The organism is Bacillus sp. SSR7 (assembly GCF_055902415.1).
Map to the genome: position 1 here is coordinate 57,722 of NZ_JBVVXV010000018.1, position 24,447 is coordinate 82,168.

The 24,447-nt window shown below is 35.0% G+C and carries 27 protein-coding genes, 3 pseudogenes and 1 riboswitch; of the genes and pseudogenes, 12 read left to right on the forward strand and 18 right to left on the reverse strand.

Annotation, left to right across the window (positions count from 1 at the left end):
- Positions 1-35 precede the first annotated feature (35 nt).
- Together cydA and cydB are read left to right on the forward strand one after the other, a co-directional pair.
- Positions 36-1,385, forward strand: a complete 1,350-nt coding sequence (gene cydA / locus AC0NJG_RS24370; protein ID WP_001286198.1) for a cytochrome ubiquinol oxidase subunit I — start codon at positions 36-38, stop codon at positions 1,383-1,385.
- Positions 1,375-2,403, forward strand: a complete 1,029-nt coding sequence (gene cydB / locus AC0NJG_RS24375) for a cytochrome d ubiquinol oxidase subunit II (RefSeq protein WP_000017662.1) — start codon at positions 1,375-1,377, stop codon at positions 2,401-2,403. Before cydA ends, cydB begins: the two co-directional genes overlap by 11 nt.
- Before the next feature lie 167 nt (positions 2,404-2,570).
- Here the strand turns inward: cydB and AC0NJG_RS24380 are convergent, their stop codons facing one another.
- Positions 2,571-2,804 carry a spore germination protein gene (locus AC0NJG_RS24380; protein WP_140168638.1) on the reverse strand — a complete coding sequence of 78 codons (234 nt, stop codon included), beginning with the start codon at positions 2,802-2,804 and terminating at the stop codon, positions 2,571-2,573.
- Between the two features lie 82 nt (positions 2,805-2,886).
- The gene (locus AC0NJG_RS24385) at positions 2,887-3,711 is read right to left on the reverse strand and encodes an S-layer homology domain-containing protein (RefSeq protein ID WP_087995811.1); all 825 of its coding nucleotides are present in this window, start codon (positions 3,709-3,711) and stop codon (positions 2,887-2,889) included.
- 708 nt (positions 3,712-4,419) lie between these two features.
- Here AC0NJG_RS24385 and AC0NJG_RS24390 point away from each other — a divergent pair.
- Both AC0NJG_RS24390 and AC0NJG_RS24395 read left to right on the forward strand, forming a co-directional pair.
- Complete coding sequence (locus tag AC0NJG_RS24390) at positions 4,420-5,454, forward strand: YdcF family protein (protein WP_087954002.1); 1,035 nt, start codon at positions 4,420-4,422, stop codon at positions 5,452-5,454.
- A gap of 187 nt (positions 5,455-5,641) precedes the next feature.
- Positions 5,642-6,514 carry a YitT family protein gene (locus AC0NJG_RS24395; RefSeq protein WP_000411240.1) on the forward strand — a complete coding sequence of 291 codons (873 nt, stop codon included), beginning with the start codon at positions 5,642-5,644 and terminating at the stop codon, positions 6,512-6,514.
- Between the two features lie 71 nt (positions 6,515-6,585).
- On the opposite strand, the gene AC0NJG_RS24400 is transcribed toward AC0NJG_RS24395, so the two are convergent.
- From AC0NJG_RS24400 to AC0NJG_RS24420, 5 genes are all read right to left on the reverse strand, one after another.
- Positions 6,586-6,840, reverse strand: a complete 255-nt coding sequence (locus tag AC0NJG_RS24400) for a hypothetical protein (protein WP_143881616.1) — start codon at positions 6,838-6,840, stop codon at positions 6,586-6,588.
- A 96-nt stretch (positions 6,841-6,936) separates the two neighbouring features.
- The gene (locus AC0NJG_RS24405; protein WP_088327160.1) at positions 6,937-7,752 is read right to left on the reverse strand and encodes a DUF4247 domain-containing protein; all 816 of its coding nucleotides are present in this window, start codon (positions 7,750-7,752) and stop codon (positions 6,937-6,939) included.
- A 12-nt stretch (positions 7,753-7,764) separates the two neighbouring features.
- Entirely contained in the window at positions 7,765-8,271 is a 507-nt protein-coding gene (locus tag AC0NJG_RS24410) for a DUF4178 domain-containing protein (RefSeq protein ID WP_000051759.1), read from the reverse strand.
- Positions 8,272-8,292: 21 nt separating this feature from the next.
- Entirely contained in the window at positions 8,293-8,697 is a 405-nt protein-coding gene (locus AC0NJG_RS24415; protein WP_000220322.1) for a DUF350 domain-containing protein, read from the reverse strand.
- Between the two features lie 80 nt (positions 8,698-8,777).
- Positions 8,778-9,443, reverse strand: a complete 666-nt coding sequence (locus AC0NJG_RS24420; protein ID WP_088327162.1) for a PspA/IM30 family protein — start codon at positions 9,441-9,443, stop codon at positions 8,778-8,780.
- A 403-nt stretch (positions 9,444-9,846) separates the two neighbouring features.
- On the opposite strand from AC0NJG_RS24420, the gene AC0NJG_RS24425 reads away from it, so the two are divergent.
- The 5 genes and pseudogenes from AC0NJG_RS24425 to AC0NJG_RS24445 form a co-directional block, all read left to right on the forward strand.
- Positions 9,847-10,425: a lipoprotein BA_5634 family protein gene (locus tag AC0NJG_RS24425; RefSeq protein WP_088327164.1), complete on the forward strand. Its 579-nt coding sequence runs from the start codon at positions 9,847-9,849 to the stop codon at positions 10,423-10,425.
- Positions 10,426-10,560: 135 nt separating this feature from the next.
- Positions 10,561-10,692 (forward strand): annotated as a pseudogene (locus AC0NJG_RS24430) (YolD-like family protein); the annotation flags it as partial.
- A gap of 170 nt (positions 10,693-10,862) precedes the next feature.
- On the forward strand, positions 10,863-12,275 hold the full coding sequence (locus tag AC0NJG_RS24435) for a WXG100 family type VII secretion target (protein ID WP_088327218.1): 1,413 nt from the start codon (positions 10,863-10,865) through the stop codon (positions 12,273-12,275).
- Positions 12,232-12,633 carry a hypothetical protein gene (locus AC0NJG_RS24440; protein WP_014893454.1) on the forward strand — a complete coding sequence of 134 codons (402 nt, stop codon included), beginning with the start codon at positions 12,232-12,234 and terminating at the stop codon, positions 12,631-12,633. Before AC0NJG_RS24435 ends, AC0NJG_RS24440 begins: the two co-directional genes overlap by 44 nt.
- 112 nt (positions 12,634-12,745) lie before the next feature.
- Positions 12,746-12,844 (forward strand): annotated as a pseudogene (locus AC0NJG_RS24445) (IS3 family transposase); the annotation flags it as partial.
- Positions 12,845-12,893: 49 nt separating this feature from the next.
- Here the strand turns inward: AC0NJG_RS24445 and AC0NJG_RS24450 are convergent.
- Genes AC0NJG_RS24450 through AC0NJG_RS24460 form a run of 3 tightly spaced genes read right to left on the reverse strand, consistent with a single transcriptional unit; the run spans position 12,894 to position 15,290 of the window.
- A complete protein-coding gene (locus tag AC0NJG_RS24450; protein WP_000989597.1) occupies positions 12,894-13,061 on the reverse strand; it encodes a FeoB-associated Cys-rich membrane protein in 168 nt (55 codons plus the stop codon).
- A gap of 16 nt (positions 13,062-13,077) precedes the next feature.
- A complete protein-coding gene (gene feoB, locus AC0NJG_RS24455; protein ID WP_474063548.1) occupies positions 13,078-15,066 on the reverse strand; it encodes a ferrous iron transport protein B in 1,989 nt (662 codons plus the stop codon).
- Positions 15,063-15,290 carry a FeoA family protein gene (locus tag AC0NJG_RS24460; protein WP_087953081.1) on the reverse strand — a complete coding sequence of 76 codons (228 nt, stop codon included), beginning with the start codon at positions 15,288-15,290 and terminating at the stop codon, positions 15,063-15,065. The genes feoB and AC0NJG_RS24460 overlap by 4 nt, the downstream gene beginning before the upstream one ends.
- 194 nt (positions 15,291-15,484) lie before the next feature.
- A riboswitch (TPP riboswitch) is annotated at positions 15,485-15,586 on the forward strand.
- Positions 15,587-15,672: 86 nt separating this feature from the next.
- On the opposite strand from AC0NJG_RS24460, the gene thiT reads away from it, so the two are divergent.
- Positions 15,673-16,341, forward strand: coding sequence for an energy-coupled thiamine transporter ThiT (gene thiT, locus AC0NJG_RS24465; RefSeq protein ID WP_087953082.1), 669 nt, complete (start codon positions 15,673-15,675; stop codon positions 16,339-16,341).
- A gap of 209 nt (positions 16,342-16,550) precedes the next feature.
- Here thiT and AC0NJG_RS24470 read toward each other — a convergent pair whose 3' ends face one another.
- From AC0NJG_RS24470 to AC0NJG_RS24495, 6 genes are all read right to left on the reverse strand, one after another.
- On the reverse strand, positions 16,551-18,401 hold the full coding sequence (locus AC0NJG_RS24470) for a sensor histidine kinase (protein WP_474063549.1): 1,851 nt from the start codon (positions 18,399-18,401) through the stop codon (positions 16,551-16,553).
- On the reverse strand, positions 18,398-19,087 hold the full coding sequence (locus AC0NJG_RS24475) for a response regulator transcription factor (protein WP_001097099.1): 690 nt from the start codon (positions 19,085-19,087) through the stop codon (positions 18,398-18,400). The genes AC0NJG_RS24470 and AC0NJG_RS24475 overlap by 4 nt, the downstream gene beginning before the upstream one ends.
- A 39-nt stretch (positions 19,088-19,126) precedes the next feature.
- The gene (locus AC0NJG_RS24480; RefSeq protein ID WP_087953085.1) at positions 19,127-19,747 is read right to left on the reverse strand and encodes a class D sortase; all 621 of its coding nucleotides are present in this window, start codon (positions 19,745-19,747) and stop codon (positions 19,127-19,129) included.
- Between the two features lie 89 nt (positions 19,748-19,836).
- Positions 19,837-20,313 carry an LPXTG cell wall anchor domain-containing protein gene (locus AC0NJG_RS24485; protein WP_087953086.1) on the reverse strand — a complete coding sequence of 159 codons (477 nt, stop codon included), beginning with the start codon at positions 20,311-20,313 and terminating at the stop codon, positions 19,837-19,839.
- Between the two features lie 178 nt (positions 20,314-20,491).
- The gene (locus AC0NJG_RS24490; protein WP_071722127.1) at positions 20,492-20,824 is read right to left on the reverse strand and encodes a hypothetical protein; all 333 of its coding nucleotides are present in this window, start codon (positions 20,822-20,824) and stop codon (positions 20,492-20,494) included.
- 183 nt (positions 20,825-21,007) lie between these two features.
- On the reverse strand, positions 21,008-21,223 hold the full coding sequence (locus AC0NJG_RS24495; RefSeq protein ID WP_474063550.1) for a hypothetical protein: 216 nt from the start codon (positions 21,221-21,223) through the stop codon (positions 21,008-21,010).
- Between the two features lie 161 nt (positions 21,224-21,384).
- On the opposite strand from AC0NJG_RS24495, the gene hpt reads away from it, so the two are divergent.
- The gene (gene hpt / locus AC0NJG_RS24500) at positions 21,385-21,912 is read left to right on the forward strand and encodes a hypoxanthine phosphoribosyltransferase (RefSeq protein WP_001019304.1); all 528 of its coding nucleotides are present in this window, start codon (positions 21,385-21,387) and stop codon (positions 21,910-21,912) included.
- Between the two features lie 82 nt (positions 21,913-21,994).
- On the forward strand, positions 21,995-22,897 hold the full coding sequence (locus tag AC0NJG_RS24505; protein WP_071722123.1) for a diacylglycerol/lipid kinase family protein: 903 nt from the start codon (positions 21,995-21,997) through the stop codon (positions 22,895-22,897).
- A gap of 100 nt (positions 22,898-22,997) precedes the next feature.
- On the opposite strand, the pseudogene AC0NJG_RS24510 reads toward AC0NJG_RS24505, so the two are convergent.
- Positions 22,998-23,401, reverse strand: a pseudogene (locus AC0NJG_RS24510) (SRPBCC family protein).
- A gap of 17 nt (positions 23,402-23,418) precedes the next feature.
- Positions 23,419-24,429, reverse strand: coding sequence for an aldo/keto reductase (locus AC0NJG_RS24515; protein WP_087953088.1), 1,011 nt, complete (start codon positions 24,427-24,429; stop codon positions 23,419-23,421).
- Positions 24,430-24,447: the final 18 nt, after the last annotated feature.

Here is a 24,447-nt window from a genome sequence, read left to right on the forward strand (position 1 = left end):
TTGTAGATAATGTAAAAAAGGAGTGAATATTTATTATGTCCGACGTTCTGTTACTGAGTCGTTTTCAATTTGCAATTACTGTTTTTTATCATTTTTTATTTGTGCCTTTGACAATCGGACTTGTGATTTTAGTAGCGTGTATGGAGACTCAATACGCCCGCACATTGAATCCAACATACCGCAAAATGGCAAATTTCTGGGGTAAATTATTTACAATTAACTTCGTAATGGGGATTATAACCGGGATTACGATGGAATTCCAATTTGGAACAAACTGGTCTGAGTACTCAAAATATATGGGAGATATTTTCGGATCCCCTCTCGCAATCGAAGCACTCGTTGCCTTCTTCTTAGAATCTACTTTCATGGGAATATGGTTATTCGGTAAAGACAAAATTTCACCAAAGTTCCGTGCCTTCTGTATGTGGATGGTCGCACTTGGAACAAATATTTCCGCACTTTGGATTATTACAGCAAACGGCTTTATGCAAAACCCTGTTGGCTACGTCGTACGTAACGGCCGCGCTGAATTAAATGATTTCTGGGCACTCGTTACGAATCCATACGCTTGGAATATGTTTTTCCATACTGTAGTTGGTTGTTATATTGTTGGTGCTTTCTTCGTTATGGCAATTAGTGCCTATCACTTATTACGTAAAAATGAAGTTGAATTCTTCAAAAAATCATTTAAGTTTGGCTTAATGTTAGGCTTATTCGCCGCAACAATTACACCGTTTATGGGACATCAATCTGGTGTATCAGCAGCTAAATATCAACCTGCTAAAGGTGCTGCGATGGAAGCTGTTTGGGAAACTGGAAAAGGACAAGGCTTCTCAATTGTGCAAATTCCTGATGTAAAAAACGAGAAGAACTTTGAATTCCTAACGATTCCAAAGTTAGGAAGCTTCTTCTATACAAATTCATTTGATGGCGAAATTGTTGGTTTAAAAGATATTCCGAAAGAAGATCGTCCAAATGTTAACCTCGTGTACTATAGCTTCCGCTTAATGGTTGCACTTGGCATGTTCTTTATGGCATTAACTTGGTACGGTTTCTATTTAAATCGAAAAGGAAAACTAGAAAACTCAAAACGTTACTTAAAAATTACAATATGGTCTGTTTTACTACCATATATCGCAATTAATGCTGGTTGGATTGTTGCCGAAGTAGGTCGTCAACCATGGACAGTATATAAACTAATGCGTACCGCAGAATCTGTATCACCTATATCTGTCCCACAAATTTGGTTCTCATTAATTAGTTTAATCTTGTTCTACACTTTACTTTTAATCGCAGACGTATACTTAATGCTGAAGTTCGCAAAAAAAGGACCAGCAGCATTAGAGGAACCTGCTACTGAGGGAGGTGCAGCTCATGTCTCATGATATGCTTGCGATTATCTGGTTTGGTTTATGGGGCGTGATTTGGACAGTTTACTTTATTCTTGATGGATATGCACTTGGTAACGGAATGATTTTTCCTTTCGTTACGAAAGACCGACAAGAACGAAATCAATTACAAGAAGCAATTGGCCCGTTCTGGGGCGGTAATGAAGTGTGGTTAATTACAGCTGGTGGCGCAACATTTGCTGCCTTCCCAGTCACATATGCAAATATGTTTAGTTATTTATATACACCGTTATTCTTAGTATTACTTGCACTATTTGCTCGTGCTGCTGGACTTGAATTCATGCATAAAGATGATTCACCAATTTGGCAAAAAACTTGTAAATGGGCATTTGCAATTGGTAGTTTCTTAATTGCTTTCCTATTCGGTGTTACATTTGCTAATCTTTATTACGGACTACAAATCGGAAAAAATGGCTATGAAGGAAATTTACTTAGTTTACTAAATCATTACGGCATTTTAGGAGGTCTGTTCTTTACAGCTATATTCGTCGTATCTGGTGCACTTTGGGTTATGATTAAAACAACTGGTGAAGTATCTGACCGTGCTTATAAAATCGCTAGACCATTTTCAATGGCAGCTGCTATCATTTTAGCTATTTTCTATGTAGCAACTGCAAATCGTACAAATTTATTCCAAAACTTCACAGAATATCCTGTACTATTCATTCTTCCAGTACTTGCAATGTTAATGAGTGTACTCGCACTTATTATGGTGTACAAACACAAAATTGGTCTTGCATTCACATTCGTTTGCTTAACAATCGCAATGTTTATGACAACTGGCTTTGCGGGTATGTTCCCAAGAATGTTACCATCTCGTATTAATGATGCTTATAGTACAACGTTATACAACGCGGCTGGTAGTCAATTAAACTTAAAAATTATGTTCTTCGTTGCAATGGTTATGGTACCAATTGTTATTGGATATCAACTTTGGAGTTACAGTATCTTTAAAAATAAAATCCATAAAGACTCTGCTAAAGGGTATCACTAAAATGAAAAAAGACACTTCGTTTGAAGTGTCTTTTTTATACGTATGATTTTCGATAAGATGTTATACTTCTAATCTAACAACTATAATACAGAAGAATCATTAACAGCTCACAAATAAATTGTAGCACAGCATAAACATGTTACTTTATGCAATTTTGCATATAAAAATTATAACGTAGATTGGATTACTTGATCATATACATCGCTATCTACTACATCGGCTGTACTAACCCCGCTAAACGTTTGTACTTTTATTCCTGTATTCGATGATCCCGATCCATTATAAGCTTTCGTTTTTTCAATCGGCTGCACGTTATATTTATCTCCTAAATTAATCGTTCCATTGCAGTTTTCAATAATAACTCCTTCCACAACTGACGGCATTTTGTCACCTACTTTCATTTCCTTACTTTCATTTTATGAAAAGTGCCTAAAAAAATAGCATGTTTCCATAAGAAAAAGCACTCAGACTGAGTGCTTTTTCTTATTTACCTTTTTTCTTTTTCTCACAAGCAATTCCATCTCCATCACGGTCTAAATGCTTACCGTAATATGGACTATCTCTTGTAATGTCATAATATCCCGCATCGTTTGCTTCTTTACAGTTAGCAAAACGTTTTGGATCTGGCTTTACTTCTGGTTTCGGTTCTGGTTTTACTTCTGGTTTCGGCTGTGGTTGTTTTGCTCCTGGTCTTTCTTCAAGTGGTAACGTTGCATTATATAAGAACTGAACATATTGCTCACGACTTACATGCATTCTAGGTGCGAATGTACCGTCACCAGTTCCAGCTGTAATATAATTTGATTTAATTGCAGTAATCGCAGGATTCGCCCATCCATTTCTATCTACATCCGTGAAATTATGATCCCCTCTAATTTGCAATTGGAATCCTCTTGTCAAAATTTGTGCCATTTCTTCACGAGTTAACGCATCTTTCGGTCTGAATTTCCCTGTGTTATCTCCAACGAATACGCCCATCTCTGTTAAAGCAAGAATCTCTTTTTTAAACATAGTTGAACGATCCGTAACATCTTTATATGGATTGTTATACTGTTCTTTTACTGTCGGTTTTAAGTGACGGAACATAAGAGCTGCAACTTGCTCACGCGTTACATCATCACCAAATCCAAAAAGTCCATTTCCGTATCCAGCAACAACGTTTTTATTTGCTAAATCCATAATTGCTTTATAAGACCAATGATTGTTTGGAACATCTTTAAAACCTGCGTTTGCCTCCGCTGTTCCAATTGAAGTAAATGCTGTAGTTGCAACAAGTGCACTTGTTAAAATTAATTTCTTAAATCTCATACTTAAGTCTCCTTCTCTTTCCATAATAACCTTTTAACAATATAACAAATTATTCAAATGTATTTTGTCATATTCTGTCGAACACAAAAAAGAATCCTGCAGGATTCTTTTTTGCTAAGCATGAATGGCAATTTTGGAGACAGTTGACTTTTTCAAAAATTTATTAGGGGTAATATTTTGAAAAAGAAAGCCTTTCATATGTAGGTTAACACTACTGGAATATATAGTAAATTGATAATGTTTATACGGAAGATTGCTAATGTTTAGTATAGATACTTTCCACTATATCAACAGTGAAAAGTATCTACATGAAACAACAAAAAGGCGCCTTCAAAGAAGACGCCTTTCATAAACAGACACTATAAAACAGAATTATGTATTGTTATACGATTGTTAGATACAAAAAGTAGAGGGAAATGTTTGTATTAAATTCTATTTTATAAAGTATGTCTACCACTTATATTTTAATCCTCTTCACTTGAAAATAAATATAATATGCATAATTACATACAAAAAAGAAAAGACACTCCATAGAGTGCCTCTTCAACCATTTTACTTTTAATATATCGCTTTACATACATTGTAACATATGTATCCATATATTTTATTGAGAAAATTCAAAATCCTTTTTCTTTCATTTTCAATTATAAAATCATGTAATATAAAAGGTATGTCAAATTCTTATACAAGTTGAGGTGTACTATATTTATGTCTTTCGGAATCATTCCTCTTATATTGTTTATTATTTTTCTTATCTCCTATTTAAAAGATCCACGAAAAATAATAAATGGGTTTTTATTTAATGCCTTTTTCTGTTCATTTCTATTATTTTGCGCTATAGCCTCATATGAGTCTGGTAGTAATTCTTTACATTTTATCGTTATTATTCCGATGTTAGCGCTCATTGTAATGATACCTTTTGCTATAGTCGCTTTAATGTTTGGGCTATTTCTTAATGCAAAAATTTTAATGCAACGTGAAGGAAGACGCTTCACAAACTCTTTAACTTTAATTGCTGCTTTAGGGATTTTATTCTTTATAATGCTCCCTATTATAAATCCAGCAAGCTTATTCTCAGAGCATTTTCAATTTATTTTTGCTGCTATCTCTCTTATAACTATGTATTTCTTTGTGCATTTATCTAACTTCTTAAGCGCGTATTTTTTATACCAATTCAACAGACCAAGACGTAATCAAGATTTCATTATCGTTCTTGGTAGTGGCTTAATTAATGATAAAGTACCACCTTTACTTGCAAGTCGTATTCATAAAGCAATCGACTTTTACTGGAAACAAGCCGCTGTAAATACGCCACCAACAATTATTTTCTCTGGTGGACAAGGTCCAGATGAAGGTCTTCCAGAGGCAGAAGCGATGCAAAAGTACGCTGTTGAAAAAGGAATTCCGCTTGAACATACAGTGCAAGAAAATCGCTCTGTAAACACATATCAAAATATGTTATTCTCTAAAGAAATTATGGATTCTTTAAAGCCTGAAGGTAAGTATAATAGTATCTTTACAACGAACAACTTCCACCTATTCCGCGCTGGTATATATGCAAGACAAGCAGGTCTTAATAGCCAAGGAATTGGATCAAAAACAGCCTTTTATTATTGGCCTAATGCAATGATTCGTGAGTATGTTGCAATCGTTGTGATGGGACGTAAGCGCCATATGAAAATATGTGGAACTATTTTAGGTTTTGCTTTATTCCTAACAGTCCTTAGTTTTATTGTTTCTTAATAGCATCCCATCCTTTGAAAGGATGGGATTTCTTATACTCATTTCAAAAATATTTTAAAGTTAATATGGTCATAATATTCCCTGCATACATCCATTAAAGGAGAAATTTTTCAAATTAAATGTTAAAATGGAATGTAGGTGTGAATTACGTAACAAATAAGAAACTAGTTTGAAACGAGGAAATTATATGGAGAAAATTATCAAAAACAAGCCCAATAAGCTAAAAATTGCTTCTAAAGCTTTGATGATTATTATTGGGGCATTTATCACAGCGTACGGATTAGAAGCAGTATTAATTCCAAATAACGTATCAGACGGTGGTGTAACTGGTTTAAGTATCGTTAGTTCAAGATTGTTTGGATTGCCATTAGGAGCTCTAATCGCAGTTATTAACATTCCTTTCGTTTGGTTAGGATATAAGCAAATCGGTAAAAGCTTTGCGATTTATTCTATTATCGGGATTGCTTCATTAGCAATAGGTACCGTTGTCATGCACGGAATACCAGCTATTATTGAGGGCGATACATTATTAGTTACAGTTGTTGGTGGTATTATCATCGGTTTTGGTATGGGACTAGCATTACGTAACGGCGGGGCATTAGATGGAATCGATATGCTAGCTGTATTGCTTTCTCGTAAGTTACCATTTGGAACGAGTGACCTTATTTTATTCTTAAACATGTTCGTATTTATTTTCGTATCAACTGTATTCGGTCTTCAAGGAGCTATCCTTTCGGCAATTGCTTATTTTATTGCTTCGAAAGTGATTCATATCGTTGAAGTTGGTTTAAGTGGTTCGAAAGCATTTAAAATTATTACAAAAGAGCCTGAATTAATGGTAGAAACCATTCGCGATCGTTTAGGCCGAAGTGCAACATATAACGAAGTATACGGTGGTTATTCAAGAGAGAAATTCAAAGAAATTTCTTGTGTAATTAACCGTTTAGAAGAAAGTAAAATGAAAGAACTTATTAACGAAATCGATCCACACGCCTTTATTACAGTTTATGACGTAGCAGAAGTAAAAGGCGGTAACTTTAAGAAACGTGATATTCATTAATCTTTATGAAAAAAGAGGGTGTGCCAATATGCTGGCACACCCTCTTTTTTATCGTTGTCAGTTTTTGTCGGTTAGTCGATATATTTCAATAATCGCTGATATATTTTTACTCCCCCCCATCTTCCCCCGCTCTTAATCCATGCCACGTATTTTTGAAAGGCTGGCACTTCTTGTTGGAAACGAAGCGGAACATACAGAAAAAGAGTACATGTACATAGTATCCATAGAATACCTACTACAAAGTGAAATTTCATCGTTGTGCTAATGAATAAACTTAAGAATAAGACGAGGAACATAATTACACTAAATCTTTTATACATAGTCATAATAATCTCCTCCTTATAACTTCATTGTACCAGCTACAAGGAATTAATTTCCATAAAAAAAGACCGAAAAGCAAATTTCACTTTCCGGTCTCTACACTATCTTCTCTTCGTAATCTTTCCTGAACCACCGACCCTCGTTTTCGGAGGAGAGGTATTCCTTGGTGGCGTTTTAATAGATGATTTCGGCTTCACATCTGATCCGCTCGAACCACCTGGTGTTTTCGTTATTTTCCCTTTGCTTCCAGTAGAAGGCGGAGGCGTGCTACTTCCTTTTTTCGTAATACTTCCTGTATCTCCTACAGAAGATTTCGAATCTACATTATCGCCACGCTTAATGATAGACCCTTTCCCTTCCTTCGTAATTGGAGGCGGGGTTTTCTTTTCTTCTTTCGTAGGCGGTCTCTCTGGAATAACTGGTTTATGATTTTGTCTGTCATTATATCCGCGATAATCACCGTACGATGATTTTCGTGAACCGAATATATCATTTAATATACTACCCATAATATATCCTTGCAGGAAGGACGGTTGGTAATTTTGACGGACAAACTCTTTATTACTTATTTCAATTAACGTATCAGATGGCTTCTCTTTATCCCTTTGCAGATTATAAATCTTATCAGAATAAACGAGGAACATTTGATTTTCGTCTTCTTTAGATGCTTGCTTCGGTTCTCTTTCATTAATGAGTTCCTTCGCGACTTCAGGAACTGACCGATTGGCGGCCCTATACACGTAAGATTCTTGTTTACCTTCTTTTGCGACAGATTCAAGTGGATAACGGTCTTGAATCGACTTTGTCTGTCCGCCTTGACAACCTGATAAGGCATATCCAGCAACAACAAGTAATGTAACGATAGCAAGTATAGGGATCACGAACGATTTAATCATGGTAAACAATCGGTTTGACATGATTACGCCCCCTTACGTTGCTCTTATAATTTGTACATCAGCAGGAATAATTGCTTCTCCCTCATACATCATTGTGCGACCATTTTGCCATTCGATACGTAATAATTTTCGATTATCTGATTGGAATTCCCATACATACTGTTCTTCTGAAGCTGAGAATGGTGTTTTCCCCATCACAACAACACGTCCGTTATATTGCTCTTCCATATGGTACTCTGTATCATCCATCTCAATTGTCGTCGGAATTTCATCAATCGAATCTAAACGACCATCAATTGGTGTATATAATTTGTAATACGTATTTTCACGGTCTTCAATTTTTAAATAACGAATATCTTTCCCGTCTTGCAGCGTTAAAACAATTTCTTTACGAGAATGCATACTCGTTTTCCCAATTAATTCATACATGACTAATGAAACTTCAACCATATCGCCAGGAGCTAACGTTAACAAACTTTTCTCTGGTTTCGGTGGTTCTGGGCTTTTCATTATATTTTTAATTCGTTTAAATAAACTCATAATCTATCCCTCCTTCTCTCTTTATAAACAAGCACCTAAAATAAGTGCACCAACTATATGTAATGATCCGGCCAACATCGCGTGAGCAACACTGCCTTCTTTCGTACCTTCTTCTAAATCTAAGCCAGCCATTTTCTTTAAAACAAATTCGATAAACATTTCTACTACTAATAAAATAACGAAAGAAACTGCTGATGCAAGTAATGCTTGCCATAAGTCATTTGCTTTCGTTATCGATTGAGATAAAATGTACCCTTGCGCGAATAATTTCATAACGAAACGAGTTGTTACAGCTGTATTCCCATTTTTTATTTCTTTTAAATCATTGTATTTTGTAAAAATTGAATCAACCCACATAATTGCAAATAAAAGTACTGCACTCGCTCCAGTCCATACAAGCATGGCTAATACATTTGTCCATGTCATTGCAAAACCTCCTCTAAAAAATAATAGAAAACCGACATGAATTTGTTTAGACATGTCGGTTCATTTGTCTCTATTCTATATTATTTCTCATACTGCTTCATAATACGAGCTAATTCATCGTCAACAGCAGAATTTTTGTTTAAGCTTGCGAATTCGTCATCTAATGATTTTCCTTTTTTGTATACTTCACCGCTTGCTTCTGCTTCAGCCTCTAATTGAAGAGCTTTCTCTTCCATACGGCTTAAACCAGCTTTTGCTGAGTTTGAATCAAATCCAGACATCGCCTGATTAATATTCTTTTGTGCTTTCGCCGCATTTACACGTGCCACAAGTGTTTCACGTTTATTTTTCAGCTCTGTTAATTGCTTACGCATTTCTTCTAGCTTCAGGCGAAGATTATCAGCAGCAGCTTTGTTTTGCTCATAGCTTGCTTTATACTCATTCATCTTTTGCTCTGCGTTTTGTTTTTCTTCTAGTGCACGACGCGCAAGGTCAAGATTGCTTGCTTGAACAGCCATATGAGCTTGCTCTTCACGTTTTTTCACAAGTGCTTCTTGCTCTTCAAATAATATTTTGAATTTCTTCTCAAGTGCAATTTGAGCTGCTACACTTTTCTCAGCTTCTTGTACATCCGCTTGCATATCGCGTAAATATTGATCCGTCATCTTAACTGGATCTTCCGCTTTTTCAATTATTGAATACACATTCGACATTGTTAAATCTCTTAATCGTTTAAATACAGACATTCAAATTCCTCCTATGATATACCTCATATTTCAAATTCACTACTTGGAAAACTGAAAAATCTCCCTTTACAGTAAAGAATATTCATTTTTACAGCCTATGTGTTCATTATAACAAAACTAATATGTCCTTACATGTTATTTCCAAAATACAGCCAATATAATATGACATTACCTACAAAACATTGTATTCCTAATATATTCTCATTAATTCTCTTCAAAATTGACTCATTTTTATGTACTTTCACTAAATTACATTATTGTAATGTTACTGTAAGCTAACTCGATAGTTACGTCTCCCTATTTCTTATACACTAATACCAGAAGCGACAAACAAGCTTCTCATCATTTCAAAACTAATACAAAAATTGTATTTACTATAAAACATATAAAAGGAGAAATCATCATGAAAAAATTAGTAGGAATCGGGTTAGCAGCAGCAATTTCATTTGGAGCATTATCAGGTTGTTCTTTATTAGGAGAGAAAGCGAACGGTTTTGTACTTTATGGATCAGAAGAACAAGTTCAGCAAATTACAGATAAAAACAAAAAAGAAGTGAAAGAAAAAGACTTCTATAAAATGAAAATGACAACATTAGAAGGTAAAAAAGTTCTTGTCATGGATAAGAAAACTGGTGAAGAACTGGTGAAGAAAGAATTACTTAACAAAGTGGATGCAAAAGACGACACGAAGCCACTTGATAAATTACCAGCTATAACAGCAGAACAAGGTGTATTATTCGCAAAAGAGAAAGTAGAAAATGCTGCACTTGATGGGGCAAAATTAAAATATGAAGGCAACACAATTATCGGAAGTGGCCGTGCATATACAGATATGTATGCGATTGTTGATGACGCAACTTACAGCAATGTAAAAGGTGAAGAAAAATCTGTAGGTGTATTAAAATTTGATAAGGATCCAAGTAAAGAATTCCCTGGAAAGAATGGTGTAGAATCATCACAACTTGTAAAAATTAAAAAGTAAAACAAAAAAGCTTCGTGAAATTGAAGTGCACCCCAATTGTTAGACACATAATTAACAATTGGAGGTGCATTTTTTATAGCTAAATTTTCTTCAAAAGATAAAATACAAGCAATAAAACGATATCTAGAAGGTACTGAAGATGTTTTTTTACTTACTAACTATATGACTGTCGTTGACATTGATCCGCTGAATAAATCTATAATTTGTACGGATGCATTTTATAATAATATGACTTTGAAGTTTATTGATATTATTGATGCAAAATAAAAAACCGCTCACAATCGTGGCTCTAATTGTTACTTTACATACACATAAGCTTTATTTACAATTAAGCAGGTTTCATTTCACATCAATATTATTATACTAATCTAAAATTTCCGTATTTACATTTTTTTCTTTTTATCTCATAATTTTAATTGGGGAAAGGGAGGAAAGAAATGGTTCAAATCAAAGTAACACCTGAAATTCTAGAAGAAATTGCTAATCGTGCAAATAATACCAGAATCGCATTAGAATCTATACACAATAATCTATGTAATGAAATAGATCATTTATGTTTTCAATGGATTGGTGCCTCTAACCAACAGTTCATTCAAATGTTCAATGATGCAAGACCAAAAGCTTTTACATCTATCAATTCGATTATAAAAGTGGAAGAGGATTTGAAACGAATTGCCGAAAAATTCCGTACCGCAGATGCTTCATATGATGGAAATCTTGAAGAAGGAGCAATGTGTGGTAAGTTAAATAGTGAGAAAAATGATGGATCTTTACGTGACAAGGTTTGGCATGGTCTCAAGGAAACTTATGAGGATTTTAGTAAAGTAAAAAATTCCGATGAGTCTTTATATGATAAATTTAAATATGGTATCGATGCAGCATATAAAGATGTGAATAAAATAAAAGACACTATAGATGATGAAATCGCATCTGCTTTTGAAAAATCTGGATTAGGTGTCCCCTATCACTTAAAAAAAGGAATGGGCGACGCTATAGGTGATGAATTATTAGGACTTGCAGATGCAATTATCCATCCAATTGACACATTTAATAACACGATTGAAGCCGTTTCTCATCCAGTCGAGACATTCAATACGATAAAACAAACAATTTCTGATTCTTGGAATCGTGATGTTACCAATGGTGACTCGTATAGTGGTGCAGAATGGTATGGAAGCGCGGCTGGTCATACTATATTGGCTGTTGGACAACTATTCGTAGGAACAAAAGGCGTGGATAAAATTGCAATGTTGAATCCTGGCACAAAATTAGCTGAGATTTCACGAACTGCTAATCAAAGCTTGCAAGACGCTGCATCCTTATTCAATCGTAATCGCAATGAGTTTGCTTTAACTGGTGGAAATAATATACGCTCTGTATTTGATACACCTGATTTTAGAGCAGCTGAGGAAAAGCTATCGACCCATCAGTTTGCTAGGGGGGAAGGAACTTCCAGTGGGAACACGCCATATAAATTTGACTCATCACTTATGGAGCATGTTTTTCATGGTGAAGTAAGACAAAAATGGTGGGGATTAAAAGCTGTTGGTTATCATCACGAGAATATGATGGGGGGAGAGATAATTCGCGTTACTAGGCCACCAAATCCTGCAGGAGTATATGTTGCAGAGGTAAAGATTGATGGTATTGTAAAACAAGCTAAATCTTCATTTTTCCCTAAGGATTGGAATAGAGTCCAGGTAGTTGATTCTATTAAAGAAGCATATACCAATCGTGTTCAAATCGCTCCAAATAAATACGTAGGGCAAACTTCTTCTGGATTTAAAGTTGAGATGATTATTGAAAATGGAGAAATTACCACCGCTTATCCAAAATATACGAGAAGATAGTGAGGTTGTATTAATGAATTATTCACATGAATTTTGGCGTGACCCATTTGGTGGACTAAGAATTCGTTTACCAAAAGAAATTGCTATTGTATCTGACTTTATAGAAAACCTAGATGAAGATGAAGCGGATGAATACATAGAAGTTTTAGACCATGTCGTAGAGGGAAAGTACCCTAGTTATGAACTAGAATACAATGCTGCTGCTGTATTTATTGAACCTAAATATACAAGCGCGATTAATTATTACATTAGCCCACCAAATAATCAATGTAAATTAGAAACTTCAGAATTTAGGAGATTACTTTTGCTTTGGAGAAATAAAGTGATGACAGAAGGCCGAGATATTGAAGTAGATTAAAAAGACTGCCTGTAATGAAGTGCACCCCAATTGTTAGACACATAATTAACAATTGGAGGTGCATTTTTTATGGCTAAATTTTCTTCAAAAGATAAAATACAAGCAATAAAACGATATTTATATTCATTACTACAATCACAAAAGAATTAAAACAAAACTAAAAGGATTGTCCCCTGTGCAATACAGAGTTCAATCCTTAGTAGCTGCTTAATATATTTGTCTAACTTTTTGGGTTCAATTCAAATTCGCAAAGCTTTTTTCTATTTATGAGCAATTTGCTCCATATCCGGACTACATGTTTGTGACTGACATGACTTATTTAAAGAACATGCGGCGCATTTTCCCTTTTTACTTCTCTTTACAAAATTAACTAACGTGTATGCTGCATAACCAAAAATGATAGCTCCAATTATAATATTGACCATCATCACAATACATCTCCTTCTAGAATCCGAGTAAGGATCCAACTTGGTATATAATGAACGTTAATACATAAGCAACAACGAGTGGATACACGACAGAGAAAATCGTCCACTTCGCTGATCCTGTTTCACGTTTAATAACGGCTACTGTCGCTAAACACGGAACATATAATAAAATAAAGAACATAAATGCATAAGCTGATAATGCTGTATAATGTGCTCCCATTACGTTTCCAAGCACATCTTCTTTAACTGCATAAATAATTGCCATTGTAGAAACGACAACTTCCTTCGCTAAAAATCCTGTTAAAAGGGATGCTGCAGCTTGCCACGTTCCAAAGCCAAGCGGTGCAAATAGTGGTGCGATAAATCCACCAATCATCGCTAAGAAACTGTCTCCCATATCAACACCAAATCCTGATGGACCTGCATAATTTAATAGCCAAATGACAACAGAACCACCGAAGATAAATGTACCTGCTTTACGAACAAATCCTTTCCCTTTCTCCCATGTGCTCAGCCATAATGTTTTTGCTTGTGGCACGCGATAAGGAGGTAGTTCAATGACGAAAATAGACTTTTCCGCTTTTAAAATGGTAAGAGACATAATTTTTGTAACTAATAACGCAAGGACAATCCCTGCAACATATAAAGAAAACACAACAGTCGCCTGACTATGCGGGAAGAATACGCCCGCAAATAACGCATATACAGGTAAACGTGCCGAACAAGACATAAATGGCGTTACAAGAACTGTAAGTAAACGTTCTTTTTCTTGTTCAATCGTTCTCGCTGCCATAATACCTGGAACATTACATCCGAAACCGATAATCATTGGAATGAACGCTTTTCCATTCAAGCCGAAGAATTCCATAATTCTATCCATAACAACTGCAATTCGCGCCATATACCCTGAGTCTTCTAATAATGAAATGAAAAAGAATAATGCAAAGATTTGTGGAACGAATACTAATACGGCACCAACACCGGCAATAATACCTTCTGTAACGAGTGCTTGAATAAAATCAGAAGCTCCAACACTTGTAAGTCCAGCTGTCACCCAATCCGTAAGCTTTCCACCAAAAAACTCATCTAACATATCAGATAATGGTGTACCAATCCACGTAAACGTAACCTGAAAAATAAAAAACATAACTGCTAAAAAGATTGGAAGTCCTAAAATTTTATGTGTAATTAATCTATCAATTTTTTCTGAAAAAGGAATTTTCCCTTCTTTCTCATGCTTCATAACATTTGTTTTTAACTTTTCAATATACGCTTCACGAGTTTTGTAAATGTGCTCTTCCAACGTACAATCAAGTTTTCTTTCTAAGCGAGATCGAATGGCTACAAGTTCCTTATAAATTGGTAATGCTTTCATTTCTTTTTCTACTACTTCGTTATTACTTAAAAATTGAAGAGCTAACCATCTTGGATGCTCATAATTCGCTTTCTCTAAAAGAGAAATTACCTCTTCGATTCCTTCATCCATTTGTACACCATATGAAATAAGGAATGGCTTTTTCTCTTTTTTGTCATTTTCTTTAAGAGTCGCAAGTAGTTCTTCACAGCCTTTTCCACTTCTTGCAACGACAGGAACGACTGTTACACCTAATTGTTCTGATAATCGTTTTACATCAATTACAATTCCTCTTTGCTTCGCCACATCAATCATATTTAAACCAATTGAAACTGGCTTACCAAATTCAAGTAATTGCAACGTTAAATGCATATTTCGTTCAAACTGCGAGGAATCCACAATATTTAACATATGCTGAAATTCTTCTGTTAGTAGAAAGTTTGTTACAACACCTTCATCACGTGAAACTGGATTCAAGTCATAAACGCCTGGTAAATCAATTAATGTTCCTTGCTTATCTTTTAATTTACCAACCTTCTTTTCTACTGTTACACCACTCCAGTTTCCTACATACTCATAAGAACCAGTAAGTGCATTAAATAACGATGTCTTCCCTGTATTCGGGTTCCCTAGCAAAGCAACCTTATTCACGCTAATTCCACCTTTATCATTTTCGCGTCACAATGACGAATACTAATTAACTGTCCACGACACTCCAATGTACAAGGACCTTTGAACATCGCTTTTTGTTTCATACGAAGTTCGCTTCCTTCAGAAAGACCGAAAGCAGCTAGTCTTCTCTTTAATAGTTGATCTAAAGAATGAACGCTTTTTACTAACACTTTCTCACCAATTTTAATATCTACTAAACTCATAAACTTCCCCCTCAGAAGAGAATGATAATTATTTTCAAAAAAATTATATCATACTCTATTTCACTTGGACTATAACTTTTTACTTCATATTTATTAACATTTTGCTACAATTCTATTTCAATTATTGTCATACTGTATTCATTTGCCATTCTCATCCATTTCGCTTACAATAAACAGTAGCAAATAAAGAATCTCGTTATCACAGGGGGAGCCATGTCGCTGAGAGGGAACACTTCGTTCCGACCCTTCGAACCTGTTAGTTAATGCTAACGCAGGGATTGTGCAAACGTCCGAAATACATACCTCATTTTTATTTACGTATTTCGTATCCTCCTATGATATCTATTCTTTTTTGTACAACTTGGATTTAGGGGGAGACAACATGCGTAACACCAATTTACAAGCGATGATCGAATCTGCTATTCTTGCAGCCTTCGCCCTGGTCATCGATATTTTACCATTATCAATTAAACTTCCAACAGGCGGTTCCATTTCATTTGCTATGATTCCTATTTTTATTATTGCATACCGCTGGGGCTTTAAATCAGCTTTCTTAGGTGGTTTAGTTTGGGGACTATTACAAATTGTCGTGGGAGATGCTTACATTTTAACACCTATTCAAGCATTCATTGAGTACTTCATTGCCTTTGCTTTTATCGGATTTGCTGGCTTATTCTATCGTCCAATTCAAAAAGCACTTTTAACGTCTAATGAAAATAACTTAGAACAATCAAATTTAGGTAGCCGTAAAGACAAACCTTCTTCAAAACAAAACGAAGGAAAAAAAGTTCTTGGTTATATTATCCTTGCTACATTTATCGGTAGCTTTGCTCGCTACTTCTGTCACTTTATTGCCGGTATTATTTTCTGGGGGCAATATGCGCCGAAAGGTCAATCAGCTGTGCTTTATTCATTAATCGTAAATGGTAGTACAATGATTGGTTCCTATATTCTATGTACCGTTTTACTTATATTTTTATTCCTTACTTCACCACGCTTATTCAAGAGCATCAATGCTTATCAAATAAATGCAAACAAAAAGGGCGCTTAATAAGCGCTCTTTTTGTTCATATCGTAATATCAATTAAAAAAACAATAAATGCGCAAAGAAAAATAAATACCATTATACTTAGCCAATTGCTATGCACGGTTCATCGACTCCTTACATAACCTCATTTTCTAACCAGATTATATCGCTTGAAAATAAAGATTAAGTAAAGATAATATGAAAATAAATTAAAAAAGCGTAGCATGCATCATCTACGCTTTTTTCAATAAGTAGAAATAAAATAATACACCATCTTCTGTATTCTTTACTCCATATTCAGCATCATGTAGTTCTAAAATATTCTTTGAAATGGCAAGCCCAAGACCTGTTCCACCTTGCGAACGTTGACGAGCTGCATCCACGCGATAAAAACGATCCCAAATTTTATCTAATTGCTCTTCTTCAATGTGAGTACCTTTATTTTCAATACACACTTTTATACGATCCTTCTCATCTATTGTAGAAATAATAATATCTTCTTTATTTGGTGTATAACGTATAGCATTCGTAATGAAGTTCACGATGACTTGTTCAATCCGGCCTTGATTTGCGACTACTTCAAATGGACCTATATTTTTATGAACATGAAGTTCTTTTTTCTCTATTTCTACAGAAAGGTGTTCACATATATCTTCCATTACTGTATCAATATAAAATGGATCCTTTTTCATTTTATATGTACCTGACTCAAATTTAGCTAACTCCAGCATATCCAAAATTAACGTATCCATTTTATCTACTTCTCGTTCCATCGCTTGAAAATAATACTCCTTTTTATGCTCAGCTACTCCATCTTTTAAAATAGAAATACAGCTTTTCATAATACTCAGCGGTGTTTTTAGTTCATGCGAAACACCAGAAATGAATTCTTTCCGCGTCTTTTCTAATTTTCTTTCCTTTTCAATATCTTGTTCTAGCTGTCCAATATGGGAATGGAGTTTATTGGATAATACATTAATATTTTTCGATAAATCACCAATTTCATCTTTTGAAGTAATCGGTATTTTTTCTGTAAAATCTAAATGCGCTATTTTCTTCGTTGTATCATTTATTTTTAATAACGGCTTTGCAATTTGTTTTGAATAATAGAATGACGCTAGAAAAATAAGAACAACTACAAATGCAATGATGTAAATGTAGTAATCTTGCACCATTTGTACAGCTTCATCTACAGGCTGTAAAGAAGCCATCGCATATATATAAGTTACTGATCCATCTTTTTCTTTTGTTGGCTTGATTAATAATTTATATTTAATATCATTTTTTTCATAGTCCATTGTTTGTATTGCATATTGTATGTGCTTGCTCTCTTTTAATAATAAATCCGTTTGAAATTCTTTTATGTTATCTAAGAAGATGCTATTTTTATAAATTGGATTTATAGGACCTGTTACATCAGGAAGCTGAACTTTCGTAACCCGCCCACTTATGTAAGCATCTAATTCTTGAGCAGATTCTTCCTGGACAGCTGGTTTCTTTTCCTTAGCAAGTTGTTCCCCGGCTGCTCTCTTTTTCTCCTCATTTAATTTCCTTTTCTCCTGAAACGCTTTTTCTAACGGTTTATTAGATCCGCTTAAATTTTGCTTGCCTAACGCGAAATAGAATGGAATATAACTATCATCTTTTTTCACGCCAGAAAAATAAATTTCTTGGCCTAAAAACGGATTTGATGATTTATTATCAATCTCTTCTATATTGACGAGATTGTATAAAGGAATTTTGAATGTTTGTTGTCCAAAACTCTTCTGTTGCTTACGATCTATCGTTACTTCAAAATAAAAATCATCTGCATGTTTTAAATTCCCATTCTGGTCTAATGTCGTAATCCACGTATTATTTTCTCTTAAAAAGTCTTGCTCCAGCTTCTGAATTCCTTCTACACTTCCTGCATAGTTCAAATAATTCTTTTCGAAGGAATTTAAATTCAATTTAATATCTTCCACTTTTCTATTCGCATAATATTGTTTAAAAAATATCGTTTGTCCAATAAATATCGTCGCTAAAATTAACATACATAATGCTGTAGTGAGGATAAATAATTTTAGTACAATCCCTTTTCTCATACATTCCCCTCAAATTTATAACCTGTTCGTACTACAGTTGTAATGTACTTTGCTTTCTCTCCTAATTTATTTCTTAAATTACGAATATGGCTATTAACGGTTCGGTCATCACCAGCAAATTCATATCCCCAAATTCTTGAAATTAATTGCTCTCGTGTTAAAACAATCCCTTGATTTTTCATAAAGTACGCTAATATTTCAAATTCTGTATGTGTTAAATTTATATCTGTTTTATCTACCGTAACAGTACGCGACGGAAAATGGACATGGATACCATGAATCGATAATGTATCATCTTCATTCTCTAAAAGTTGCTTTGTCACTTTTCTACTCTCTAACAACCTTTTTGCTCTTGCTAATAAAATTGGTGGGCTATATGGCTTCGTCACATAGTCATCTGCCCCAAGTTCAAATCCAAGTAACGTATCATCTTCATCTACACGTGCCGTCAGCATAATGATAGGAACCTCGGATGTTTTACGGATCCTTCGGCAAACGGACCACCCATCAAGTTCTGGCAACATAATATCTAAAATAACTAAATCAACCTCTTCTTCCTCAAATACAACTAAAGCCTCTTTCCCGTCTCTTGCTTCAAACACTACATATTGCTCACTTAAAAAATAGTCTTTTAATATTTCACGTAATATATCTTCATCTTCCACAATTAAAATATTTTTTGCCATAACTTATGTATCCTCCTCCCGCTTTTAGAAATCATAATTTCACTTTGAATAACTAGCAGTTAACTTCGCCTCGATAATATATCTATCTGGCGCATCCCCTATATAATTAAATGGGTAACAAGTTGTCAGTGTTAATATCGGTTCTTCTTTTTTTATAATAACAGTGCGATCATCCGCATGGGTAATCCATATTTTTTGAATTTCATATGTGTACGTTTTATTATCATACTCTAAAATAAGCTTGTCTTTTTCTTTTAACTCTCCTAAATCTGTAAAGACAGTATCCCTATGCCCACTTAGTACAGTATGTCCCCCTCCAGATGGCGTTGTCGTTACATCACTAACGAACATGCCAACCCCTTTCTTCAGCGTTGCATCATCCGCTCCCCAATATATAGAAAACTTCTTCTTTATTCTCGGTATATTTAACAGTGCAACCTTTTCTCCTTCTTTATGTTCTGTTTGAGAAGAAGGCACTTGGGAAGTTACAGGTGTTTCGTAAGAAAGTTGATTATGTTGTATATTTTCAAGGCTCTTTATTTCTTCTTTCGTTAATTGCCCCGCAGAGCTTTTTCCTTTATACCATTCCATAGCGTAATATGATCCCATACATAGTCCTATGGCAATCAATACAATACCGATATAATTGAGTAACTTCATGTTTCATCCCTCCATGCAAAAAATGGTAGGAATAACCTACCATTTTTAATATATGAAATTATTCCATTCTTTATAGGACAATATTTTAATTACGCCTTAACTTTATTGCGACGATTCAAACCAAATAATGTACCGATTGCTACAAGACATGCACTTAGACCCATCATCACTACATTATTTGATGCAGTGTTTGGTAATTTTTCACCTTGTACAGCTGGCTTTGCTACATCTTTTTTTTGCTGTTCCTTAATTGCGGCTTCTTTTTTTGCCATATCACTTTTTAACTGTTCTTGCGCTATCCTCTTTTTCTCTTCTTCACTTTTTTTCTCAGCTTTTATTGCTTCCTCTTTTTTAGCCATATCATTTTTTTCTTGTACTTGCGCCGCTTGCTTTTTCTCTACTTCACTTTTTTGCTGTTCCTTAATTGCTTCTTCTTTTTTAGCCTTATCTTGCTGCAGTTGCGCCTCTTCCTCCTTCGTTACTGTTCCAGTATCCGCGCTTGCTACTGAAGAATATCCTACTGTTAAAAGTGCCATTGCACAGATTGGTAATAGCTTCTTTTTCATTTCATTTCTCTCCTTTTATATGTTTTACATCACTTCGCATCGGATGTATCACTAGAATAAACAAGAGATATAAATATAAAATGCAGATGAAATATATTTCATTTAAAGATTTCATTGTAGAAAAATAAAAAAACATCGCAATATATACGATGTTTTTTCGGGTGTGTGTCTCAATTATTTACATGTTACTTTCGCGTGATTTAGAAGTAGAATGGGCCGGAGCGATAACTAATTGTCTCGGCTCAGTTTTCTTTAAGTGATTTTTGACGTTACACTTACGACGTTGAACAACCCACGCTTTAATAGGGTTTGTCAAAATAATCTTTTGCTCTTCGTTAGGGGTCTCTTCTTCAAACCTACAACTTTCGCTCCATTTATTCCATTTCATTGTAAAATTAGAAGAAGAATGATCGTCTTCTCGATCAAACAAGTGCAAAAAATCCATTTCGCCAGCTAGCATTACGGTGTTGCTAGTTGCTAAAAAAGAAAAGGTCGTCCAACGTTTCTCCATGCCCTCCTACTCCTTTTTCACATATAGAGTGCCTAAAACTTAATTTACCTAAAATATGCTTGCCTTTTACCTTACACCCATAGTTTATCCAAAACACTACTATGCAACTATCGATTTGCCTTACAACTACCTTACATTTTTGTAAGAAACAAAAAACCTTCACTCTCTATACGTGAAGGTTTCTCATTTTTCATCTATATGATCTTTCATACGATCGACCCTAGCTTCTTGCAGCTGTGACATCATACCGTGGGAAATTGCTCCTAATACTAAAGTCATTCCAATTAGTGAAATCCGAATCGCTGGTATATCAATTATGTATGCTAACAGGCCAAGAACAATTGTTAATAGCAATGCTTTTATAAATGTTGCACTTGTATACTCTTTCTTTTTCATCATAATCACCCTTTATGGAAGCGTTTTCTTAATGTAATCAGTATATCATATCATCTGACTATTTTGTGGAGATTTTTGTAAAAAACTTATATCTTCTTTGACTTTTTTCTTTCTATCCTTTACAGTCGAAATGTTCGCAAGTTTTACACTGTAGGAGGACTCCAATGAATATTGAAATAAAAGACACTTTAATTTCTGAAGAACAATTACAAGAAAAAGTAAAAGAACTAGCACTTCAAATCGAACGTGATTTTGAAGGAGAAGAAATCGTAGTAATCGCTGTATTAAAAGGATCTTTCGTATTCGCTGCTGATTTAATTCGTCACATTAAAAATGATGTAACAATCGACTTTATTTCTGCATCTAGCTACGGAAATCAAACAGAAACAACTGGAAAAGTAAAACTATTAAAAGATATCGATGTAAACATTACTGGCAAAAACGTAATTGTCGTAGAAGACATTATCGATTCTGGTTTAACACTTCACTTCTTAAAAGATCACTTCTTTATGCATAAACCAAAGGCACTCAAATTCTGTACGTTGCTTGATAAACCTGAGCGTCGTAAAGTGGACTTAAAAGCTGAATATGTTGGCTTCCAAATTCCAGACGAATTTATCGTTGGCTACGGTATCGACTGTGCAGAAAAATATCGTAACTTACCATTTATCGCTTCAGTTGTAACGGAATAATATAATAAAATAAACTTTCATCAATTACTGGTGGAAGTTTATTTTCTATCACAATTCGTAAAAGACAAAGGGAGAGAAAAAAATGACAAAGACAAAATTTGAAAAAGTACTCCTCATCGTAAATCCAAAAGCTGGACAAGGCGACTTACATACAAATTTAACGAAAATCGTACCACCTCTTGCCGCAGCTTTTCCTGACTTACATATCCTTCATACGAAAAAGCAAGGTGATGCAACGAAATATTGCCAAGAGTTTGCTAGTAAAGTAGATTTAATTATCGTCTTTGGTGGTGACGGCACTGTATTTGAATGCACAAATGGCTTAGCACCTCTTGAAACTAGACCTACACTTGCAATCATTCCAGGCGGAACTTGCAATGACTTCTCTCGCACACTCGGCGTTCCGCAAAACATTGCAGAAGCAGCAAAGCTGATCACAAAGGAACACGTAAAACCAGTTGACGTCGCAAAAGCAAACGGACAACACTTCTTAAACTTCTGGGGCATTGGACTCGTATCTGAAGTATCAAACAATATTGATGCAGAAGAGAAAGCAAAGCTTGGTAAAATTGGTTACTACTTAAGCACCATTCGAACTGTCAAAAATGCTGAAACATTCCCAGTGAAAATTACGTACGACGGACAAGTATATGAAGATGAAGCTGTCCTTGTTATGGTTGGAAACGGTGAATACCTTGGCGGTATTCCTTCCTTTATTCCGAATGTAAAATGCGATGACGGAACACTTGATATTTTCGTAGTCAAATCAACAGGTATTCAAGCATTTAAAGATTACATCGGAAAGAAACTATTTGAAGACTCAAATGACAATGACATCTTCCACGTAAAAGCGAAATCCATTCATATTGAAACAGAGGAAGAAAAAGAAGTAGATACAGATGGAGAAAGCTCGCTGCATACACCTTGTCATATTGAATTGTTGCCAGGGCACTTTACGATGATTTATAATCCTGCGGTTGTATAATACAAAAAGACGAACTAAAGTTTCAAACTTTAGCTCGTCTTTTTTATGTTTAATCAGTTTTTTTAATCTATTCTCAAACTCTCATTGTTTAATAAATTGATTAACCTAAATATGCTTGTTGTAATGCCTCTAAACCGTCTTTATAAATTCCATGGAATAGATTAATTGCATCTTCATCAGTAACCTCTACAGGAGTGAAGCTACCAGACCATTCAACTAATGATGTGTTAGCATCTTTACCTTCTTTAACACGGATTGTAGATAAATAATTCGTCACAGGGAATGGTGCTTGCATAATTGAATATGTGTAGTAACGTTCTTTCTCATTAAATGCTTCTAAACGCTCTACGATTGCATCGCCATCAGGATTACACGTCCACCTTCCGTTACTTTACTGCTAGGGATATATGGTAACCAATCTGGAAGTGCATCAAAACCTCCAATTAATTTCCATACTTGGGCAGGTGAAGCTGGAATTTCAATAGATGTAATAGTATTTGCCATTTTCATTACTCTCCTTTTTATTTAACGTTAATTGGTAGTGGTGCATTAACTGCAACTAATTTTTGTTCACGCATTTCTTCCCAGAACGCTGCTGGAATCACTGTTTTTAATGCAGCTTGGTCTTCTGCAATTCGTTCCGGTTTACTTGCACCAGGAATAACAGCTGCAACTGCTGGGTTAGCCAGTGAAAACTGTAAAGCAGCAGCTTTAATACTGATTCCATGACGATCTGCAAGGTTTTTCATTTTATTAACTTTTGCAATGATTTCTGTTGACGCTTTTTGGTATTCAAAGTGAGCACCTCCAGCAAGTACACCTGAGCTATATGGTCCACCAACAACAATGTCCATATTGTTTTTTACAGCCGCAGGCATCACGCGTTCTAACGCACGCTCGTGGTCTAATAATGAATAGCGACCAGCTAGTAAAGAAACATTTGGTTTTGCTTCTTCTAAATCCAACATAAGTTCAATTGATTCTACTTTATTTACTCCAAGTCCCCAGCCTTTAATTACACCTTCATCACGCAATTGAGTAAGTGCACGGAATGCTCCTGTTCGAGCAATTTCAAATTGTGAAATCCACTCATCTCCATAAAAATCTTGTGCTACATCATGAATATAAACAAAATCTAGACGGTCTGTTTTTAAACGTTTTAAGCTATCCTCAATAGAACGAAGAGTTGCATCCGCACTGTAGTCATTGATGATTTTATTTTTACGGCCAAATTCGAAAAGTCCGCCTTTTTCACCTAAATCACGTGTAGATGGATCTTCCAATTCATCTGAAATAATTCGACCTACTTTTGTACTTAAGAAGTAATCATCACGATTTCTTTTCGATAATGCTTCACCAAGACGAATCTCTGCTAAACCAGATCCATAAAGTGGAGCTGTATCAAAGTAACGAACACCATTATCCCAAGCAGCATCCACTGTTGCGATTGCTTCTTCCTCTGGAATATTACGGTACATATTACCTAGCGGTGCCGTACCAAAACCAAGTGTACCTTTTAATAAATCTTTCATTTAAAATCTCCTCCTAAA

Bases quoted from the DNA above. Each gene is read 5' to 3' on its own strand.
- AC0NJG_RS24505 (WP_071722123.1), top strand. From the start codon at position 21,995: ATGACAAAGACAAAATTTGAAAAAGTACTCCTCATCGTAAATCCAAAA.
- AC0NJG_RS24450 (WP_000989597.1), bottom strand. From the start codon at position 13,061: ATGATGGTCAATATTATAATTGGAGCTATCATTTTTGGTTATGCAGCA.
- thiT (WP_087953082.1), top strand. From the start codon at position 15,673: ATGCGTAACACCAATTTACAAGCGATGATCGAATCTGCTATTCTTGCA.
- AC0NJG_RS24460 (WP_087953081.1), bottom strand. From the start codon at position 15,290: ATGAGTTTAGTAGATATTAAAATTGGTGAGAAAGTGTTAGTAAAAAGC.
- AC0NJG_RS24470 (WP_474063549.1), bottom strand. From the start codon at position 18,401: ATGAGAAAAGGGATTGTACTAAAATTATTTATCCTCACTACAGCATTA.
- cydA (WP_001286198.1), top strand. From the start codon at position 36: ATGTCCGACGTTCTGTTACTGAGTCGTTTTCAATTTGCAATTACTGTT.
- AC0NJG_RS24410 (WP_000051759.1), bottom strand. From the start codon at position 8,271: ATGAGTTTATTTAAACGAATTAAAAATATAATGAAAAGCCCAGAACCA.
- AC0NJG_RS24380 (WP_140168638.1), bottom strand. From the start codon at position 2,804: ATGAAAGTAGGTGACAAAATGCCGTCAGTTGTGGAAGGAGTTATTATT.
- AC0NJG_RS24395 (WP_000411240.1), top strand. From the start codon at position 5,642: ATGGAGAAAATTATCAAAAACAAGCCCAATAAGCTAAAAATTGCTTCT.
- AC0NJG_RS24435 (WP_088327218.1), top strand. From the start codon at position 10,863: ATGGTTCAAATCAAAGTAACACCTGAAATTCTAGAAGAAATTGCTAAT.
- AC0NJG_RS24385 (WP_087995811.1), bottom strand. From the start codon at position 3,711: ATGAGATTTAAGAAATTAATTTTAACAAGTGCACTTGTTGCAACTACA.
- AC0NJG_RS24420 (WP_088327162.1), bottom strand. From the start codon at position 9,443: ATGTCTGTATTTAAACGATTAAGAGATTTAACAATGTCGAATGTGTAT.
- hpt (WP_001019304.1), top strand. From the start codon at position 21,385: ATGAATATTGAAATAAAAGACACTTTAATTTCTGAAGAACAATTACAA.
- cydB (WP_000017662.1), top strand. From the start codon at position 1,375: ATGTCTCATGATATGCTTGCGATTATCTGGTTTGGTTTATGGGGCGTG.
- AC0NJG_RS24440 (WP_014893454.1), top strand. From the start codon at position 12,232: ATGGAGAAATTACCACCGCTTATCCAAAATATACGAGAAGATAGTGAG.
- AC0NJG_RS24480 (WP_087953085.1), bottom strand. From the start codon at position 19,747: ATGAAGTTACTCAATTATATCGGTATTGTATTGATTGCCATAGGACTA.
- AC0NJG_RS24400 (WP_143881616.1), bottom strand. From the start codon at position 6,840: ATGACTATGTATAAAAGATTTAGTGTAATTATGTTCCTCGTCTTATTC.
- AC0NJG_RS24515 (WP_087953088.1), bottom strand. From the start codon at position 24,429: ATGAAAGATTTATTAAAAGGTACACTTGGTTTTGGTACGGCACCGCTA.
- AC0NJG_RS24415 (WP_000220322.1), bottom strand. From the start codon at position 8,697: ATGACATGGACAAATGTATTAGCCATGCTTGTATGGACTGGAGCGAGT.
- AC0NJG_RS24490 (WP_071722127.1), bottom strand. From the start codon at position 20,824: ATGGAGAAACGTTGGACGACCTTTTCTTTTTTAGCAACTAGCAACACC.
- AC0NJG_RS24485 (WP_087953086.1), bottom strand. From the start codon at position 20,313: ATGAAAAAGAAGCTATTACCAATCTGTGCAATGGCACTTTTAACAGTA.
- AC0NJG_RS24390 (WP_087954002.1), top strand. From the start codon at position 4,420: ATGTCTTTCGGAATCATTCCTCTTATATTGTTTATTATTTTTCTTATC.
- AC0NJG_RS24495 (WP_474063550.1), bottom strand. From the start codon at position 21,223: ATGATGAAAAAGAAAGAGTATACAAGTGCAACATTTATAAAAGCATTG.
- AC0NJG_RS24475 (WP_001097099.1), bottom strand. From the start codon at position 19,087: ATGGCAAAAAATATTTTAATTGTGGAAGATGAAGATATATTACGTGAA.
- AC0NJG_RS24405 (WP_088327160.1), bottom strand. From the start codon at position 7,752: ATGTCAAACCGATTGTTTACCATGATTAAATCGTTCGTGATCCCTATA.
- AC0NJG_RS24425 (WP_088327164.1), top strand. From the start codon at position 9,847: ATGAAAAAATTAGTAGGAATCGGGTTAGCAGCAGCAATTTCATTTGGA.